At 73.1% G+C, this 16644-nt stretch carries 20 protein-coding genes; 10 read left to right on the top strand and 10 right to left on the bottom strand.

Going from position 1 to position 16644, the window contains the following annotated elements:
* Positions 1–7: 7 nt before the first annotated feature.
* Positions 8–1525 carry a molybdopterin-dependent oxidoreductase gene (locus tag ASG76_RS09535; protein ID WP_056602204.1) on the bottom strand — a complete coding sequence of 506 codons (1518 nt, stop codon included), beginning with the start codon at positions 1523–1525 and terminating at the stop codon, positions 8–10.
* A 64-nt stretch (positions 1526–1589) separates the two neighbouring features.
* Here ASG76_RS09535 and ispF point away from each other — a divergent pair, with 64 nt between their 5' ends.
* Together ispF and ASG76_RS09525 are read left to right on the top strand one after the other, a co-directional pair.
* A complete protein-coding gene (gene ispF / locus ASG76_RS09530) occupies positions 1590–2054 on the top strand; it encodes a 2-C-methyl-D-erythritol 2,4-cyclodiphosphate synthase (protein ID WP_056602203.1) in 465 nt (154 codons plus the stop codon).
* The gene (locus ASG76_RS09525) at positions 2054–2746 is read left to right on the top strand and encodes an IspD/TarI family cytidylyltransferase (RefSeq protein WP_056602202.1); all 693 of its coding nucleotides are present in this window, start codon (positions 2054–2056) and stop codon (positions 2744–2746) included. Before ispF ends, ASG76_RS09525 begins: the two co-directional genes overlap by 1 nt.
* Here ASG76_RS09525 and ASG76_RS09520 read toward each other — a convergent pair.
* A complete protein-coding gene (locus ASG76_RS09520; RefSeq protein ID WP_235529463.1) occupies positions 2730–3197 on the bottom strand; it encodes a 2-C-methyl-D-erythritol 4-phosphate cytidylyltransferase in 468 nt (155 codons plus the stop codon). The two genes, ASG76_RS09525 and ASG76_RS09520, sit on opposite strands and share 17 nt — an antisense overlap.
* A gap of 113 nt (positions 3198–3310) precedes the next feature.
* On the bottom strand, positions 3311–3796 hold the full coding sequence (locus tag ASG76_RS09515; protein WP_056602200.1) for a CarD family transcriptional regulator: 486 nt from the start codon (positions 3794–3796) through the stop codon (positions 3311–3313).
* A gap of 156 nt (positions 3797–3952) precedes the next feature.
* On the opposite strand from ASG76_RS09515, the gene ASG76_RS09510 reads away from it, so the two are divergent.
* Genes ASG76_RS09510 through ASG76_RS09500 form a run of 3 tightly spaced genes read left to right on the top strand, consistent with a single transcriptional unit; the run spans position 3953 to position 5898 of the window.
* The gene (locus ASG76_RS09510; protein WP_056602199.1) at positions 3953–4663 is read left to right on the top strand and encodes a UbiA family prenyltransferase; all 711 of its coding nucleotides are present in this window, start codon (positions 3953–3955) and stop codon (positions 4661–4663) included.
* Between the two features lie 21 nt (positions 4664–4684).
* Positions 4685–5158 carry a hypothetical protein gene (locus ASG76_RS09505; RefSeq protein WP_056602198.1) on the top strand — a complete coding sequence of 158 codons (474 nt, stop codon included), beginning with the start codon at positions 4685–4687 and terminating at the stop codon, positions 5156–5158.
* A complete protein-coding gene (locus ASG76_RS09500) occupies positions 5155–5898 on the top strand; it encodes a phosphoglyceromutase (protein ID WP_056602197.1) in 744 nt (247 codons plus the stop codon). The genes ASG76_RS09505 and ASG76_RS09500 overlap by 4 nt, the downstream gene beginning before the upstream one ends.
* 26 nt (positions 5899–5924) lie before the next feature.
* Here ASG76_RS09500 and phoU read toward each other — a convergent pair whose 3' ends face one another.
* Positions 5925–6575, bottom strand: a complete 651-nt coding sequence (phoU, locus tag ASG76_RS09495) for a phosphate signaling complex protein PhoU (protein WP_056602196.1) — start codon at positions 6573–6575, stop codon at positions 5925–5927.
* A gap of 119 nt (positions 6576–6694) precedes the next feature.
* On the opposite strand from phoU, the gene ASG76_RS09490 reads away from it, so the two are divergent.
* The 3 genes from ASG76_RS09490 to ASG76_RS09480 all read left to right on the top strand — a co-directional run bounded on the left by ASG76_RS09490 (position 6695) and on the right by ASG76_RS09480 (position 9618).
* The gene (locus ASG76_RS09490; RefSeq protein ID WP_082587379.1) at positions 6695–7954 is read left to right on the top strand and encodes a sensor histidine kinase; all 1260 of its coding nucleotides are present in this window, start codon (positions 6695–6697) and stop codon (positions 7952–7954) included.
* Positions 7951–8628, top strand: a complete 678-nt coding sequence (locus ASG76_RS09485; RefSeq protein WP_056602194.1) for a response regulator transcription factor — start codon at positions 7951–7953, stop codon at positions 8626–8628. Before ASG76_RS09490 ends, ASG76_RS09485 begins: the two co-directional genes overlap by 4 nt.
* Before the next feature lie 78 nt (positions 8629–8706).
* Positions 8707–9618, top strand: a complete 912-nt coding sequence (locus ASG76_RS09480) for a DMT family transporter (protein ID WP_235529462.1) — start codon at positions 8707–8709, stop codon at positions 9616–9618.
* 189 nt (positions 9619–9807) lie between these two features.
* Here the strand turns inward: ASG76_RS09480 and ASG76_RS09475 are convergent, their stop codons facing one another.
* The 4 genes from ASG76_RS09475 to ASG76_RS09460 all read right to left on the bottom strand — a co-directional run bounded on the left by ASG76_RS09475 (position 9808) and on the right by ASG76_RS09460 (position 12961).
* On the bottom strand, positions 9808–10314 hold the full coding sequence (locus ASG76_RS09475; protein ID WP_056602193.1) for a YbjN domain-containing protein: 507 nt from the start codon (positions 10312–10314) through the stop codon (positions 9808–9810).
* Positions 10311–11567: a D-inositol-3-phosphate glycosyltransferase gene (gene mshA, locus ASG76_RS09470; RefSeq protein WP_235529461.1), complete on the bottom strand. Its 1257-nt coding sequence runs from the start codon at positions 11565–11567 to the stop codon at positions 10311–10313. Before mshA ends, ASG76_RS09475 begins: the two co-directional genes overlap by 4 nt.
* Before the next feature lie 111 nt (positions 11568–11678).
* A complete protein-coding gene (locus tag ASG76_RS09465) occupies positions 11679–12044 on the bottom strand; it encodes a hypothetical protein (protein ID WP_157559034.1) in 366 nt (121 codons plus the stop codon).
* A 38-nt stretch (positions 12045–12082) separates the two neighbouring features.
* A complete protein-coding gene (locus ASG76_RS09460; RefSeq protein WP_056602191.1) occupies positions 12083–12961 on the bottom strand; it encodes a ribonuclease HI family protein in 879 nt (292 codons plus the stop codon).
* A gap of 25 nt (positions 12962–12986) precedes the next feature.
* Between ASG76_RS09460 and ASG76_RS09455 the strand changes: the two genes are divergently transcribed.
* Both ASG76_RS09455 and ASG76_RS09450 read left to right on the top strand, forming a co-directional pair.
* Positions 12987–13739, top strand: a complete 753-nt coding sequence (locus ASG76_RS09455) for an SDR family NAD(P)-dependent oxidoreductase (RefSeq protein WP_056602190.1) — start codon at positions 12987–12989, stop codon at positions 13737–13739.
* A gap of 20 nt (positions 13740–13759) precedes the next feature.
* Complete coding sequence (locus tag ASG76_RS09450; protein ID WP_056602189.1) at positions 13760–14449, top strand: aspartate/glutamate racemase family protein; 690 nt, start codon at positions 13760–13762, stop codon at positions 14447–14449.
* A 31-nt stretch (positions 14450–14480) separates the two neighbouring features.
* Here the strand turns inward: ASG76_RS09450 and ASG76_RS09445 are convergent, their stop codons facing one another.
* Positions 14481–15326 (bottom strand): hypothetical protein, encoded by an 846-nt coding sequence (locus ASG76_RS09445; RefSeq protein ID WP_056602188.1) that lies wholly within the window; start codon positions 15324–15326, stop codon positions 14481–14483.
* A 33-nt stretch (positions 15327–15359) separates the two neighbouring features.
* Positions 15360–16604, bottom strand: a complete 1245-nt coding sequence (locus ASG76_RS09440; RefSeq protein WP_082587378.1) for a class I SAM-dependent methyltransferase — start codon at positions 16602–16604, stop codon at positions 15360–15362.
* Positions 16605–16644 lie beyond the last annotated feature (40 nt).

Below are 16644 nucleotides of genomic sequence, written 5' to 3'. Positions count from 1 at the left end.
GGGCTGCTCAGCCGGCGCTGACCTCGATCGTGTGCAGACCGGTCGCGCCGTCGGGGTCGGGGGCGCGCACGACGCTGGTCTGGGTCTGACCGTCGCGGCCGGTGGCCCGCACCCGCACCTCGTGGTCGCCCTCGGGCACCTCGAGCGTCACCGCCCACTGCACCCACGTGTCGACCGACGGCACCTCGCCGAGCTCGGCGCGTTGCCAGGCGCCACCGTCGAGCTGCACCTCGACCGACTCGATCCCAGTGTGCTGGTGCCAGGCGACGCCGCCGAACCGCACGTCGCCGGCAGCCACGTCGTCGCCGGAGCGGGGCACGTCGATGCGCGAGGCGATCTTGACCGGGCCGAGCGCCGACCACCCCTTGTCGGTCCAGTAGCCCTGCGACTCGGCGAACGTGCCCACCTCGAGGTCCACCACCCACTTCGTCGCCGAGACGTAGCCGTAGAGACCGGGCACCACGGTGCGCACCGGGAAGCCGTGCTCGATCGGCAGCGGCCGCCCGTTCATCGCGACCGCGAGCATGGCGTCGCGGTCGTCGGTCAGCGCCTCGATGGGCGTCGCGCACGTCCACCCGTCGCGCGAGGTCTGCAGCACGCAGTCGGCGGCCGCGTCGACGCCGAGGTCGGCGAGCAGGTCGGCGATCCGTACGCCGCTCCAGCGGGCGTTGCCCACCAGGCCGCCCCCCACCTCGTTGCTGACGCAGTTGAGGGTGATCCACGACTCGGTGACGTCACGCGCGACGAGGTCGGCGTAGGTCAGGGTGAGCTCGCGCTCGACCATGCCGTGGATGCGCAGCGACCACTCGTCGGGCTCGATCGCGGGCAGCGCGATGGCGGTGTCGATCTGGTAGAAGTCCTCGTTGGGCGTCTGCCACGGCGCGACGCCTGCCACGCCGAGCGACGTCGCCACGGGCGGCTGGCGCCGCGTGACGCCGGGGATCCGCAGCAGCCGGCGGCTCACCTCCACGTGGCGCCGCCCGGCGCCGACGAAGCGTCCGGCCACGGCGATGCCGAGCGAGGCGACCGCCACCACACCGGCGACCATCACGAAGACGCGGCGCTCGCGCGACTCCAGCTCGGGGCGCCGCTGCTCGCGGCGCAGGGCGTCGACGAGCGCGGAGTGGACCGCGACCCACGTCAGCAGCCCGACCAGCACCGGCAGCGCGTCGACCATGCCTGCGTTGCGCTGCGCCAGCACCGCGCCGAGGCCCAGGGCGGCGAGGACCGACCACACCACGAGGGGGCGCCACCACGAGCGCCGGGCGAGCGACCCCGCCCACGCGAAGCAGGCCAGGAGGAACACCAGGATGCCCACCACGAGCGCCGGCTTGTCGAGGTGGCCGAGCACGGCGATCGCACGCTCGGCGAAGGCCCCGGGCGCGAGCCGGATGACCAGCTCGGCGACGGCGACGACCGGCGACTCGCGGATGGTCAGCACCATCGCGGTGGCATAGCTGGTCGCCAGTCCGGCGAGCCCGGCGAGGACTCCGGCCAGCACCCAGGGCGGACGACGTGTGGTCACCGGGCCATTGTGACGGGCGCTCGGGCATGATGCCGACGTGACGTCCTTACAGCCCCCTTACGACATGCGCATCGGCATCGGCACCGACGTCCACCGCCTCGTCGCGGGCGTCCCGATGCACCTCGCCGGGCTCGCCTGGCCCGACGAGCCGGCCGGGCTCGAGGGGCACTCCGACGCCGACGTGGCCGCACACGCGGCCTGCGACGCGCTCTTCTCCGCCGCCGGCCTCGGCGACCTCGGCACCCACTTCGGCACCTCCGAGCCCGAGTGGGCCGGCGCCTCGGGCGCCACCCTCCTGGCCGAGACCGCCCGCCGCGTGCGCGCCGCCGGGTGGGAGATCGGCAACGTCGCCGTGCAGGTCGTGGGCAACGTGCCGCGCCTCGGCACGCGTCGCGAGGAGGCCGCCGCCGCGATGTCCGCCGCGATCGGTGCGTCGGTGAGCGTCTCGGCCACCACCACCGACGGGCTCGGCCTCACCGGGCGCGGCGAGGGCGTGGCCGCGATCGCCACCGCGCTGGTCAACCGCTGATGACGCAGGCGCCCGGCATCGCGGTCGTCCTCCTGGCCGCCGGCTCCGGCACCCGCGTCGGCGCGGAGGTCAACAAGGTGCTGCTACCGCTGCGCGACGCACCTGTCCTGGCCTGGTCGGTGCGCGCCGCGCTCGCGCTCACCGACGTACGCCGACTCGTGCTCGTCGTGCGCCCCGAGGACCGTGACCAGGTCGCCGCGGCCGTCGCGCCGCACCTCGGCGACCGCGAGGTGCTGGTGGTCGACGGCGGCGCGACCCGGCACGCCTCGGAGTGGGCGGCGCTGCAGGTGCTGGCCGGCGACGTCGCGTCGGGCGAGGTCGACGTGGTGGTCGTGCACGACGGCGCCCGTCCGCTGGCCGACGCCGACCTCTGGCGGGCCGTGGCCCGGGCGGCGCGCGAGGTCGGGGGCGCGGTGCCGGTGGTGCCGGTGACCGCGCTGCTCCACGCCGACCTCTCACCGCTCACCGAGGACGTCGGCGGCGTGCAGACGCCCCAGGCGTTCCGCGCCCGCGACCTGCTGGCGGCCTACGCGGCGGCGGCGCGCGACGGCTTCGAGGCCACCGACACCGCGGGGTGCTTCTCGGCCTACTGCGACCTCGACGTGGCGGCCGTGCCGAGCACGTCGCTCAACCTCAAGATCACCTTCCCCGAGGACGTCGCGCTGGCCGAGGGGCTCAGCGCGAGGTCGTGAGCGCGTCGAGCAGCCGGACGTCGTCGGTCGACGACACCCGTCGCGCCTCGGGGGGCGCGAGCAGCGTCTCCACGTCGTGACCCGACGCCGCCAGGTCGGCGACGGCACGGGCCAGGTCGGTGGCCGGACGGACGGGCAGCGCGGCGACGAGCGACGCCGGCAGCACCAGGGGCGAGGCGATCGCCACGAGGGCGTCGCGGTCGAGCGTCGGACCCAGCCGGCCGTCGTCGACGACCTTGATCGTGTCGGTGACGGGTCGGGTGCCGACCACGGCCCGCCCGGTGCTGCGGGCCAGCTCGAGGCACTCGGCGATGAAGGCCGGTGGCGTCATCGGGCAGAGCGAGTCGTGCAGCACGAGGTCCTCGCCCGCCTCGGCGATGCCCGCCCACGGGACGCTGGCGTCGACCAGGTCGATCCCGGCCTCCCCGACGGCCCAGGCAGCACAGGCCACGAGCGCCTCGCCGTGGACGAGGGCGTAGGGCAGCGAGCCCCGGTCCTCGTCCAGGACGAGACCGAGGCCCCTGGGAACGTCGTCCCAGGGGCCTCGGTCGGGCTCGGTGCTGCTCAGGAGGCGAGCACCTCGTCGAGCATGGCCTCTGCCTTGTCCTCGTTGGTCTTCTCCGCGAGCGCGAGCTCGGAGACCAGGATCTGGCGCGCCTTGGCCAGCATCCGCTTCTCGCCGGCCGACAGCCCGCGGTCACGCTCGCGGCGCCACAGGTCGCGCACGACCTCCGACACCTTCATCACGTCACCGGAGTGCAGCTTCTCGAGGTTGGCCTTGTAGCGACGCGACCAGTTGGTCGGCTCCTCGACGTGCGCGGCACGCAGCACGTCGAACACGCGGTCCAGGCCCTCCTTGTCGACGACGTCACGGACGCCGACGAGGTCGAGGTTGCAAGCCGGCACGCGAACGACCAGGTCCTGCTGTGCGACGATCCGGAGGACGAGGTACTGGCGGTCCTCCCCCTTGATCGTCCGCATCTCGATGTCCTCGATCACTGCGGCCCCGTGATTGGGATAGACGACCGTTTCGCCAACGGTGAAAGTCATATGTTCGGTTCCCCTTCCTAGGTGAGCATTCTAACACGGGTTCGAACGTGCTCCTGCCGCGTTTCCGCAGGTCAGAGGCCACTTCCGGGCTTGACAGATCAGCGGTTCTTGTGGTGCGCCTGCCTCTGGCGGCGGTCCTGGGCCATACTTCGGCGCATGCCCGGGGACCTGTCGCTGACGCCTGCGCTGCTCCTCGTGCGGGCAGCCCACCCACGCCGGGCGGTGGCGACCTCGGTGGCCCTCGCCGGCGCGGCCGCAGTGGCCGGGCGGCCGCTGCGCGAGGTCGCGCTGGTCGCGGCCACGGTGCTGGTCGGGCAGTCGGTCCTGGGCTGGGCCGACGACCTCACCGACCGCGAGCGCGACCGGCGCCGACGGCCCGACAAGCCCCTCGCCACCGGCCGCCTCGAGCCGGGCACCGTCTGGTTCGCGCTGACGTGCGCCGTGCTGCTCGTCGTGCCGCTCGCCGTGGCCAACGGCCGCCGCGCCGGGGCGACGTACCTCGCGATCCTGCTCGTCGCGGCGATCGGCGATCACTTCCTGCACGCGCGGGTGCTGTCGTTCGTGCCGTGGGTGGTGGGCTTCGCGCTCTACCCGGCGTTCCTCGCCTACGGCGGCTGGAACGGCGTGGGGGCCACGGCGCCGCCCACGCCCGTGATGGTCGCCCTCGCCGGCGCCCTCGGGCTGGGGGTGCACCTGCTGCTCGCGCTGCCCGGCCTGGTGGACGACCACGAGGAGGGCGAGAGGTCACTCCCGATGCTGCTCGCGCTGCGCACCGGCACCCCCCGGCTGCTGCTCCTCGCGGGCGTGTGCACCGCCGCCGTCGTGGTCGGCATCCTGATCGCAGGACGCACCGTCGGCCTGACCTGAGCCGACGCTAGGCTGTGCGCCATGCAGCTCCGATCCCTCGTGACCGCCGCCGCGGTCGTCGCGCTCGCCGCTCCCCTCTCCTCCTGCGGCTTCGACTACGCGACCGACCGCGAGTACGCCGTCAACAGCGCCGCCGAGAACCGTGACGCCGACGTCGACGTCCTCAACGCGGTGGTCGTCTCGGCCGCCGAGGGGTCGGGCACGTTCGTGGCCTCGCTGTCCAACAACGACAGCGAGGACGAGCAGACCTTCACCGCCGTGTCCGGCGACGACGGCGTCACGGTCGAGGTGTCGGACTTCGAGCCCGTCACCATCCCCGCCGGCGGCCTGGTCAACCTCGCCGAGCCCGCGACCGACATCGTGCTGACCGGCGACTTCGCCGCCGGGCAGGTGCTCCCCCTCACGATCGACTTCGGCAACGGCGACCGGGTCATGCTCAACGTCCCCGTGGTCTCCAACGACAGCGGCTACTGGGAAGGGCTCGACGCGTCATGACCTACACCCTCGTCCTGCTCCGCCACGGCGAGAGCGAGTGGAACGCCAAGAACCTCTTCACCGGGTGGGTCGACGTGGCCCTCACCGAGAAGGGCGAGGGAGAAGCCGTCCACGGCGGCCGCCTGCTGCGCGAGTCGGGCGTGCTCCCCGACGTCGTGCACACCTCGCTGCAGCGCCGCGCGATCAACACCGCCGCGCTCGCCCTCGACGCCGCGGACCGCCACTGGATCCCGGTGAAGCGCAGCTGGCGCCTCAACGAGCGCCACTACGGCGCGCTGCAGGGCAAGGACAAGAAGCAGACCCTCGAGGAGTACGGCGAGGGGCAGTTCATGCTCTGGCGCCGCTCCTTCGACACGCCCCCGCCGCCGCTCGACGACTCCGACGAGTTCTCCCAGGCCGGCGACCCGCGCTACGCCGACCTCGGCGACGAGCTGCCGCGCACCGAGTGCCTCAAGGACGTCATCGCCCGTTTCCTGCCCTACTGGGAGGCCGAGATCGTGCCCGACCTCCGCGGCGGGAAGACGGTGCTGGTCGCGGCCCACGGCAACAGCCTGCGCGCGCTGGTCAAGCATCTCGACCAGATCAGCGACGAGGACATCGCCGCGCTCAACATCCCGACCGGCATGCCGCTGCTCTACTGCCTCGACGACGACCTGCGTCCCACCGTCGCCGGCGGGGAGTACCTCGACCCCGAGGCCGCCGCCGCCGCTGCCGCGGCCGTCGCCAACCAGGGTCGCTGAGCGGCGTACCGCCTGCGTGGCGTACGTCAGTCGCGCGCGGGGCGCTCGCCGGTGACCACGAAGACCACCCGGTTGGCCACCGACACCGAGTGGTCGGCGATGCGCTCGTAGTAGCGCCCCAGCAGGGCGATGTCGACCGCGGCCTCGACGCCGTGCTTCCAGTCGGTCGAGAGCAGCTCGGTGAAGCTGCGGCGGCGCAGCTGGTCCATCACCTCGTCGTCGCGACCGAGCTCGATCGCGGCGTCGACGTCGCGGTCGACGATGATCCCGCGCACGCGCCGCACCATGTCCTCGGCCGTCTCGGCCATCCGCTCCATCGTGGGCCGCAGCTCCTCGGGCACCGCCACCGACGGGACCCGCAGCCGCGCGATCTTCGCGACGTGGACCGACAGGTCGCCCATCCGCTCGAGCTCGCTCACCATCCGCAGCGCGGAGACGATCATCCGCAGGTCGCCGGCGACGGGCTGCTGCAGCGACAGCAGCTGGAAGGCCGTGTCGTCGACGCGCTCGCGGGCGGCGTCGATCGCCTTGTCGCCGCTGATCACCGCGTCCGCGGTGTGGACGTCACCGGTCATCAGGGCCTTGGTCGCCTCGCGCACCGCCACCTCGACCTGGCCGCAGATGTCGGAGAGGTCGGCGAAGATGCCGTCGAGCTGGTCATGGAAAGCCTCACGCATGGTCCCACCCTAGGCAGACAAAGCGAACAGTCGTGCGTGCTCGATGAACGGCGTGTGAACACTCGGCGCCCGCCGTCCGGCACGGCGTCGAGCGGGTGCACGATGCGTACGATGTGAGCGTGGATCCGACGATGCAGGCTGGTCTGGCCGCGATCGTCGGGGCCATCATGGCAGGCGGTGCGGTGCTCGCGTGGCACATCAGCGACCGCCAGCGCCACACGCTGCCGCAGGTCGAGGAGCCGGTCGTGCAGGCCGGCGTGGCCGCGGTGCTCAGCATCCTGCGCTCGAGCGCGGTGGTCGTCGACGAGTCCGACCACGTGCTCAAGGCGTCTGCGCCGGCGTACGCCTTCGGGCTGGTGCGCGGCAACACCGTCCTGGTGCCCGAGCTGCTCGAGATCATCGCCCAGGTGCGCCGCGACGGGCAGATCCGCGAGAACGACATCGACCTCCCCGCGGCCGACGGCGGCTTCACCCGCACCCTCACCGCCCGCGTGGCCCCGCTCGGTGCGCGCCTCGTGCTGGCGCTCGTGGAGGACCGGACGCGCGAGAAGCGGGTGGAGGCGGTGCGCCGCGACTTCGTGGCCAACGTCAGCCACGAGCTCAAGACCCCGGTCGGTGCGATCCGGCTGCTGGCCGAGGCCGTGACCGACGCCTCCGACGACCCCGAGGCCGTGCAGCGCTTCGCCAACCGGATGCTGACCGAGAGCGACCGCCTCGCCAAGCTGGTGCAGCAGATCATCGAGCTCTCCCGCCTCCAGGGCCACGACCCGCTCGAGATGCCCGTGATGGTGGACCTCGACGCGGCGGTGGCCACGGCGGTCGACACCAGCGCGACGGAGGCCGCCGCGAAGGAGATCGCCGTGGAGTCCCGCGGCCAGCACGGGCTGCAGGTCTTCGGCTCCCAGGAGCAGATCGGGGCCGCCATCAGCAACCTCGTGGCTAACGCCGTCGCCTACTCCAACAGCGGCTCCCGGGTCGTGGTCACCACCCGGTCCGAGGGCGAGAAGGTGCAGATCTCGGTGGTCGACCAGGGCATCGGCATCCCGGCCGAGGACATCGACCGCATCTTCGAGCGCTTCTACCGCGTCGACCCGGCCCGGCACCGCTCCACCGGCGGCACCGGCCTCGGGCTGTCCATCGTCAAGCACGTCGCCGCCACCCACGGCGGCGACATCTCGGTGTGGTCGGTCGAGGGGCAGGGCTCGACGTTCACCCTGACCCTGCCCCGCAACGCCGAGCCGTCGCAGTCGTCCGGCCGCACCACTCCCCCGGTCGAGGTCGTCGCCCCCGAGCGCTCCTCGTCCCCCACGCCAGCCGCCACCACTGCAAGCACGCCCGCAACCACCACTGCCAGCCACCACCGGAGGGACCCCGCATGACCCGGGTACTCGTCGTCGAGGACGAAGAGAGCTACAGCGACGCGCTCGCCTACATGCTCCGCAAGGAGGGCTACGAGGTGGCGATCGCCGCCGACGGCAACGCCGCCCTCACCGAGTTCGACCGCTTCGGCCCCGACATCGTGCTCCTCGACCTGATGCTCCCCGGCATCCCCGGCACCGAGGTGTGCCGCCAGATCCGCCAGACCTCCTCGGTGCCGGTGATCATGGTCAGCGCCAAGGACGACGAGGTCGACAAGGTCGTCGGGCTCGAGCTCGGCGCCGACGACTACGTCACCAAGCCCTACTCCCCCCGCGAGCTCGTCGCCCGCATCCGCGCCGTCCTGCGGCGCGGCCAGGAGCCCGAGCTGATGCCCGACACCCTGGAGGCCGGCCCGGTCCGCATGGACGTCGAGCGCCACGTCGTGACCGTCGACGGGTCCGAGCAGAGGCTGCCGCTCAAGGAGTTCGAGCTGCTCGAGATGTTCCTGCGCAACCCCGGCCGGGTGCTCACCCGCGGCCAGCTGATCGACCGCGTCTGGGGCTCCGACTACGTCGGCGACACCAAGACCCTCGACGTCCACGTGAAGCGCCTGCGCGCCAAGCTCGAGCCCGACCCCGGCGAGCCGAAGTACCTCGTCACGGTCCGCGGGCTGGGCTACAAGCTCGATCTCTGAGGTTCGGTCGGCGGGATGTCGGCGTACGCCGTCCGAAATGCGCTGGCCTCTTGTCATGACCGTCCCTAGCCTTGGGTCGTGACAACACAGACGACCGCCACCCCGCCGGACGCGACCACGACGCCCGCGCCCTGGCTGCCGGTCGCCGCCGGTGCCGTCACGCTCGTGATGTGGGCCTCGGCCTTCGTCGTGATCCGCCACGTGGCGCACGACGTGAGCCCGGGTGCGATCGGGGCCGGCCGGCTCCTGGTGGCCGCGCTCGTGGTGCTCCCGCTGGTGCTGCGCCGCGGCTGGGTGCGCCCCGACCGTCGCGAGTGGGCGCTGCTGGCGCTCGGCGGGGTCGGCTGGTTCGGCGTCTACAACCTCGCGCTCAACGCCGGTGAGCGGCACGTCGACGCCGGCACCGCGGCGATGATCATCCAGATCGGGCCGATCATCGTGGCTCTGCTCGCGGTGCCGCTGTTCGGCGAGCGGCTGCACGGCTGGCTGCTGGCCGGGATGGTGGTCGGCTTCGCCGGCGTCGCGGTCATCGCGCGCGGCTCCTCGTCCGACGCCGACGCGAGCCTGGTGGGCGTGCTCCTGGTGCTGGTCGCAGCCGCGATGTACGCCGTCGGCGTGCTGACCCAGAAGGTGCTCCTGCGCCGCATCCCGTCGGTGCAGGTGGTCTTCGTGTCGTTCCTCCTGGGCGCGGTGACCTGCCTGCCCTTCGCCGGCGACCTGCCCTCCATCGTCGCCGACGGCGGCTCGGAGCTGTGGTGGATCGTCTACCTCGGCGTGCTGCCGACCGCGGTGGCGTTCACGACGTGGGCCTACGCCCTCACCCACACCGACGCGGGCAAGCTGTCGCTCACGACGTTCCTGGTGCCCGGGATCGCCACCCTGGTGGCGTGGCTGACCATCGACGAGGTGCCGCCCTCGCTCACCTTCGTGGGCGGCGCGCTGGCGATCGTCGGCGTGCTGATGACGCGGCGCAAGCCGCGGGTGGTCTAGGCGCTGGACTCGACGACCGTCCGTGCACGGTGTGCGAGCAAGGATGGTGCGCAGCTCAGACGGTGTCGTCCTTGCACGGTCGAACGCACTGGTCTGCCGGTGCTCTCTGTGGTGCGTCTGCCAATGCCGAGATCGGCCTCCTGTCCGGCCGCGCGGTGGTGGGCGCTCGATAGCGGCGTCCGAGCAGGCTCAGGCCTCGAGCCACCCGCGGAAGGCTTCGAGGTTGCGGGTCGACTCGCCCCGCAAGATGCGCCACTCCCACTCCTTGCGGATGGAGGAGGCGAAGCCGAGCTCGAGGATCGCGTTGAACGACTCGTCGGCGTTGGCGAGCACCGAGCCCAGGATGCGGTCGAGCTCGTCGGGCTCGACCGCGGCGAGCGGCAGCCGCGCCTCGAGATAGATGTCGCCGGTGCGGTCGACCGCGAAGGAGACGGCGTACATCTTGAGGTTGCGCTCGAGCAGCCAGCGGTAGACCCGGTGGTGGTTCTCGTCGGGGTTGCGGCACACGAAGGCGTGCACCCCCAGCGCGTGCGCGCCGACGTCGAGGCGCACCGGCGTCTGCAGCTTCTTCTCCCCCGGCAGCGTCAGGGAGAAGCTGGCCCCCTCCACGCCCTCACGGGTGCGCTCCTCGTGCTCGATGTCGTTGGCGGCGAGATAGCTGCGGACGGTCTCGACGGCACTCGCGGCGGCGTTCATGACGCCATCTCAGCACGCATGCGGCTCCCCGCCCGCTCGTACGCCGCCAGGGTGCGCTCGGCCGTGTGATCCCAGGAGAACTCCTGGGCGTGCGCGACGGCTCCCCGGCCGAGGCGCTCGACCAGCGCGGGGTCGTCGATGAGCCGGCGCAGGCTCGCGGCCCAGTCGCGCGGCTCGTGGGTGTCGACGAGCAGGCCGCTGACGCCGTCGCGCACGACGGTGGTGAGGCCGCCGACCGCGGCTGCGACCACCGGCGTGCCGGTCGCCTGCGCCTCGACGGCCACCAGGCCGAACGACTCGTTGTAGGACGGCACCGCGACCGCCGTGGCCGCCGACGACCACACCGCGAGCTCGCGCTGGGTCACCGGCGGGACGAACCGCACGACGTCGTCGATGCCGAGGTCTGCGGCCAGGTCGGCCAGCGCGGTCGGGTGCTCGAGGCCCGAGCCCGACGGGCCGCCGACGACGGGCACGACGAGCCGGTGGCGCAGCGACGGGTCCTGCTCGAGCAGCACGCCGACCGCGCGCAGCAGCACGTCGGGCGCCTTGAGGGGCTGGATGCGCCCGGCGAACAGCAGGACCACGGCGTCCTCGGGCAGCCCGAGCTCGCGGCGGGCCTCAGCCCGGCCGCGGGGGGCGAAGACCGAGAGGTCGACGCCGGGGTGGATGACCTCCACCGCGCCGGGGTGGGCGTCGTAGAGGTCGATGAGCTGGCGGGCCTCGGTGTCGGTGTTGGCGACGAGCAGGTCGGCCGCCTCGACCACCTGCTCCTCCCCGATCAGGCGCGACAACGGCTCGGGGCTGTCGCCCTCGGCGAGCGCGGCGTTCTTGACCTTGGCCATGGTGTGCATGGAGTGCACGAGCGGCACGTTCCACCGGTCGCGGGCGAGCGCGCCGACCTGGCCGGAGAGCCAGTAGTGCGAGTGCACGGCGTCGTAGTGGCCGAGCGGCTGCATCGCCTCGGTGCGCAGCACCTCGCGAGCGAAGGTGCACAGCTGGCCGGGCAGCTCGCCCTTGGTGAGCCCCTCGAAGGGGCCGGCCGCGACGTGGCGCACGAGGACGCCGTCGGCGGCCTCGACCACCTGGGGCAGCGCGGAGGAGGTGGCCCGGGTGAAGACGTCGACGTCGATCCCCTGGGCGGCGAGGCGCCGCGAGAGCTCGATGACGTAGACGTTCATCCCGCCCGCGTCACCCGTGCCCGGCTGGTCCAGGGGTGAGGTGTGCAGGCTGATCATCGCCACGCGCTGGCCCACGCTGTCTCCTCCTCGTGAGGCTCGTCCCGACCCCGTTCGTGCCGTACCCGGTCGCGGGCACCTCCGGTGCAACCACGGGTGCGGCCCGGGGATTCCCGGGACGGGGCGGATTCAGCGCGAGTGCGCCCCCGCGGCCGGCCGGCCGTGCGCGCGGCGACGGAGCAGGGCGGCCCCGCCGAGGAGCGCCACGACCACGCCCCACAAGCCGTCGTACCACTCACTGTCGTGGGGACGGAACGCCTCGACGAGCGAGAGCGCCAGCAGCGCGGACGCCAGGCCCACGACGACCCGCATCCCGACGGCGTCGCTCTTCACGAGCCCGGAGCCGAAGAGGCCGGCAGCGGCGAGGACGCAGGCCAGGCCGACGAGGTGGAGGACGGACGCGACGGGGTCGTCGCCCCCGCCGATCACCGCGTGCAGGATCCAGAGCACGCCCCCGGCGAGGGCCAGGGGCGCGGCGAGCTTGGCGGGAAGCATCCGGTGAGTGTGCCAGACCGGCGTCGGCGCCGCGTGGGTCACGGCTCGGTGGTGCCCTGGTGGAAGCGCGCCTGCCAGCGGCCCCCGGTGCGCACCCACAGGGTGCTGCGCAGGGTCGAGCGCTCCTGCGACACCGCGCGCCACAGCAGCAGGATCGCGTCGTCGGCCACGCGCTCGGACGAGAGCACCTCGACGCGCACCGCCGGGATCGGACCGATGTCCTCGAGGACGTCGGCGCGGCTCCAGAGCCGTCCGGACTGCCCGATCTCGCTCCAGTCCGGGTGCAGCAGTGCGGCCACCGCGGCCGGGTCGGAGCGTACGTCGTCGCGCAGCAGGGAGCGCTCGAGCTCGACCACGAGGTCCTCCTCGCGCTGCTCGGGCTCGTCGAGCAGACCGGAGAACAGGTCGGGCTCCTCCTCGACCTGGCCCACTCGCGCGGCCGGGTGGGCGGTCGTGCTGTGCGCGAAGCCGGGGCCGGCCTCAGGCACGCGGCCGTCGCGGTAGGCCACGGCTGCGGCGTTGGCGCGCTTGTCGGCGGCCTCGTTGAGCTCGTGGCCGGCGTGGCCCTTGACCCACTCGAAGACCACGCGACGGCCCTGCATCGCCTCGTCGAGCGCCTTCATCAGCTCGACGTTCATCACCGGCTTGCCGTCGCTCTTCTTCCAGCCCTTGCGCTTCCAGCCCTTCATCCACTTGGTGATCGAGTCGATGACGTACTTGCTGTCGCAGTAGACGTGCAGCTCCTCGTCGAGGTGCGCGGTCTGCTGGAGGAGGTCGAGGACGGCCATCAGCTCGCCCATGTTGTTGGTGCCGTGGGGCCAGCCGCCGGAGGCCCAGCAGGTGTCGTCGACGTACCACGCCCACCCTGCCGGACCGGGGTTGCCGAGTGCCGAACCGTCGGCCGCCGCGATGATCATCGGGCCATCTTGGCAGGATGGTCGCATGGACACCGACCAGACCCAGCCCCGCACCGCCGTCGTCACCGGCGCCTCCAGCGGCATCGGCGCTGCGACCGCCCGCGCCCTCGCCGCGCAGGGCTTCCGCGTCGTGTGCGCGGCGCGGCGCAGCGACCGGATCGAGGAGCTGGCCGCCGAGATCGGCGGCGTGGCCGTCACCTGCGACATCACCGACGACGCCTCGGTCGAGGCGCTCGCCGCCGCGGTCCCGGAGTGCCACGTGCTGGTCAACAACGCCGGCGGGGCCATCGGCACCGACCGCGTCGACGGCGCCGACCTCGACGCGTGGCGCTGGATGTACGACGTCAACGTGCTCGGCCTGGTGCGCGTGACCCGCGCCCTGCTGCCCGCGCTGCGTGCGAGCGGCGACGGCGTCATCGTCAACGTCGGCTCGACCGCCGGGCGCTGGGCCTACGAGGGCGGCGGCGGCTACACCGCGGCCAAGCACGGGGTGAAGGTGGTCTCGGAGACCCTGCGCCTCGAGCTCAACGGCGAGCCGATCCGCGTCTGCGAGGTGGCGCCGGGCATGGTGCGCACCGACGAGTTCTCCCTCAAGCGCTTCGGCGGCGACCAGGAGAAGGCCGACGCGGTGTACGCCGGCGTCGAGGCGCCGTTGCTCGCCGAGGACGTCGCCGACGCCATCTCCTGGGTCGCGACCCGGCCCTCCCACGTCGACATCGACGAGCTCGTGATCAAGCCCCGCGCCCAAGCAGCGGCACACAAGGTGCACCGCGGCTGAGACGTGGAAGACTGCCGCGCGTGAAGACCATCGGACTCGTGGGCGGCATGAGCTGGGAGAGCAGCGCGGTCTACTACCGCGACCTCAACCTCGGGATGCGGGAGCGGCTGGGCGGCCTGTCGTCGCCCAGGCTGGCGCTGACCACGGTCGACTTCGCCGAGGTGACCCACCTCGAGGACGACGAGCGCTGGGACCAGGTCGGCGCGCTGCTGGCCGACGCCGCGCGCGCCGTCGAGCGGGCCGGGGCCGACTTCCTGCTGCTGTGCACCACGACCTTCCACAAGGTCGCCGACCAGGTGCAGGAGGCGGTCGACATCCCGCTGCTCCACCTCGGCGACGTCGTCGCGGAGGCCGTGAAGGCCTCGGGTGTCGAGACGGTCGGCCTCATCGGCACCAAGGTCGCGATGTCGGAGTCCTTCTTCGTCGACCGGCTCGCCCAGCACGGCCTGTCGGTGATCGTGCCCGACGCCGCCCACCACGACTTCCTCAACGACGCGATCTACGAGGAGCTCGTGCACGGCGTGGTGCTGCCGCGCACGCGCAGCCGGGTGGTGCAGGTCATCGAGGAGCTGTGGGACGCCGGCGCCGGTGGCGTGCTGCTCGGCTGCACCGAGCTCGAGCTGCTGGTCAAGCAGGCCGACGTCGAGCTCCCGGTCTTCCCCTGCACGACGCTGCACGTCCAGGCCGCGCTCGACGCGGCTCTCGCCTGAAGGGTCTCGTGACGGTCGCTGCGCGACCTCCTCACCCAGCGGGGAGCGGCACGCCGCGGGCGGTCGCGAGCCAGCGCAGGGCCGTCCACGCCGGTGAGCGCAGGTCGCTCGCGCCGGCCAGCGGCGGGAGGTCGACCGCGAGCACCCGCGAGCGGGCTCCTTCGGTGCTGAGCAGCAGCCGGCGCCCGTCCAGGGCGATGCCCTCCCCCTGGTCCTGCGACGGCAGGTCCCAGGCGGCGACGTCCTGCCACGACGGGTAGGCCACGAGGTGCGCCTGGGAGTAGGTGCGCAGCACCGCGGCGCCGCCGCCCGGCAGGAACGTGGCGTCGGTGACGATGCCCGGCGCGACGCCCACCTCCACGAGGCGGTCGGGCCGGTCGGCGCGCAGCGGGGCGGGGGCGGCGTACACCGTGCCGGCGAAGACGCCCTTGGTGACGACGAACAGCTGCCCGGTGACCGGGTGGACCAGCAGCGCCTCGGCGTCGCGGGCACCGTCGGGGTAGACGAGGTCGAAGACCTCCGGCGTCACCGTCCGGTCCCCCCGGCCGACCGGGACGCGCAGCACCTGCACGCCCGTGCGGGCCCGGCGGTTGTCCCCGGTGTCCGCGACCCAGACGTGGCCCGGCCCCGCGGGAGCGAGCGCCTCCACGTCCTCGGGGTCGGCGGCCCAGCTCGTCACGCCGACCGTGCCACCGGTGCGTGGGTCCACGACGAAGACACGACCGGAGTCACCCGAGTCGTTGGTGGTGACCACCAGCCCGTCGACCACGGCCAGCCCGCTCGACTCGACGATGTCGGGATCGGTGAGGGCGAACGCCGTGCCGGATCCGTCGGGCCGGTCGGCCGCGGCGCCGAGCAGGAACGGCAGCGCGATCACCGCTGCGAGTCCCCACCGACGTGCCCGCAAGGCTCAGCGCCCCGGCTGCAGCAGCTCGCCGAGGCGGGGACGTACGCCCCACGCGTCGATGAGGTCGTCGTAGTCACGGGCCGGGTCGTCGGCGGCGGTGCCGGTGCGCACGGCCCGCAGGAGCGTGTTGCGCGGGGTGTGTGCGCTCTCCACGAACTCCACCACGTCGACGCGGTAGCCCTCGCGCCGCAGCAGGGAGGCGCGCAGCGCGTCGGTGAGGGTGTCGGCGAAGCGCTCGCGCAGGATGCCGTGACGGGTGAGCATCGAGTAGGGCGCCGGAGCCGGCGCGGTGCGCAGCTGGGCGGCGATGTCGTGGTGGCAGCACGGCGCGGCGAGCACCAGCGCCGCACCCCAGCCCACGGCGCGCGCGAGGGCGTCGTCGGTGGCGGTGTCGCAGGCGTGGAGGGCGAGCACCACGTCGGGCGCGCGCTCGAGCGCGGCGTCGGCGATCGAGCCGACGACGAAGTCGGCGTCGATGCCCAGGGACGCCGCCACCTGCGCGTTGTGGTCGGCCGACTGCTGCTTGACGTCGACGCCGGTCATCCGCACCGGCAGCCCCCGGCCGCCCTCGGCGACGGGCGCGGTGAGGAAGCGGTGGGCAGCGAAGGTGAGGTAGGCGTTGCCGCAGCCGAGGTCGACGATGCGCAGCGGGTCGTCGACGGTCGGCGTGCGCAGGTGTCCCTGGGCGAGCGCCTCGTCGAGGCTGGCGGCGAGCAGCCGCACGAACTCCTCCACCTGGCGGTACTTCGCCTGGCGCGTGGGCTTCACCCGGCCCTGGGCGTCGCTGATGCCGAGGGCCACGAGCACCGGGTCGTCCTCGGCCAGCAGCCGGGCCTTGGCCCGGTCGTGCTCGCGCGAGACCTCGACCTCCCCGTCACGGGCGGAGGCGTGGAGCATCGGCACGCCCTTCTTGGTGACCCGCAGCTGGAGGGTCTCGCCGGTGGTGTCGACGTGCCAGTTGGCGAAGGGCTGCGCGAGGAGGGCATCGACAGCGGCCGCGGCGTCGTCACCGAGGAGGTGGTTGGTGGTGCGCGCCTGCGTGGCGTCGTACGACGTCACCTGCAGGTGGCGTCCGGCGCGCAGGTCGACGACGCGGGCCTCGACGCGTCGCACCTCGCGACCGTCGACGACGGGAGCCGACTGGCCCTTGCGCCGGCCGCTGGCGAGCGCCCGCACCAGCCGGTCGGCGTCGAGCACCGCGCCCCGAAGCCGCACCCACTCCTCGGCGTCGCGCGGCTCGCCGCTCACAGGACCGCGGCGAGGACGACGATGAGGATGAGGGCCCCCA

Source organism: Nocardioides sp. Soil774 (assembly GCF_001428125.1).
Taxonomy (GTDB): Bacteria; Actinomycetota; Actinomycetes; order Propionibacteriales; family Nocardioidaceae; genus Nocardioides.
This window is presented reverse-complemented; position numbering and strand designations above follow the sequence as displayed.

Excerpts from the sequence above, each read along its gene's own strand:
- ASG76_RS09500 (WP_056602197.1), top strand. The coding sequence starts at position 5,155 with ATGACCTACACCCTCGTCCTGCTCCGCCACGGCGAGAGCGAGTGGAAC.
- ASG76_RS09515 (WP_056602200.1), bottom strand. The coding sequence starts at position 3,796 with ATGACTTTCACCGTTGGCGAAACGGTCGTCTATCCCAATCACGGGGCC.
- ASG76_RS09525 (WP_056602202.1), top strand. The coding sequence starts at position 2,054 with ATGACGCAGGCGCCCGGCATCGCGGTCGTCCTCCTGGCCGCCGGCTCC.
- ispF (WP_056602203.1), top strand. The coding sequence starts at position 1,590 with ATGCGCATCGGCATCGGCACCGACGTCCACCGCCTCGTCGCGGGCGTC.
- ASG76_RS09485 (WP_056602194.1), top strand. The coding sequence starts at position 7,951 with ATGACCCGGGTACTCGTCGTCGAGGACGAAGAGAGCTACAGCGACGCG.
- ASG76_RS09460 (WP_056602191.1), bottom strand. The coding sequence starts at position 12,961 with ATGATCATCGCGGCGGCCGACGGTTCGGCACTCGGCAACCCCGGTCCG.
- ASG76_RS09475 (WP_056602193.1), bottom strand. The coding sequence starts at position 10,314 with ATGAACGCCGCCGCGAGTGCCGTCGAGACCGTCCGCAGCTATCTCGCC.
- ASG76_RS09505 (WP_056602198.1), top strand. The coding sequence starts at position 4,685 with ATGCAGCTCCGATCCCTCGTGACCGCCGCCGCGGTCGTCGCGCTCGCC.
- ASG76_RS09465 (WP_157559034.1), bottom strand. The coding sequence starts at position 12,044 with ATGCTTCCCGCCAAGCTCGCCGCGCCCCTGGCCCTCGCCGGGGGCGTG.
- phoU (WP_056602196.1), bottom strand. The coding sequence starts at position 6,575 with ATGCGTGAGGCTTTCCATGACCAGCTCGACGGCATCTTCGCCGACCTC.
- ASG76_RS09510 (WP_056602199.1), top strand. The coding sequence starts at position 3,953 with ATGCCCGGGGACCTGTCGCTGACGCCTGCGCTGCTCCTCGTGCGGGCA.
- ASG76_RS09455 (WP_056602190.1), top strand. The coding sequence starts at position 12,987 with ATGGACACCGACCAGACCCAGCCCCGCACCGCCGTCGTCACCGGCGCC.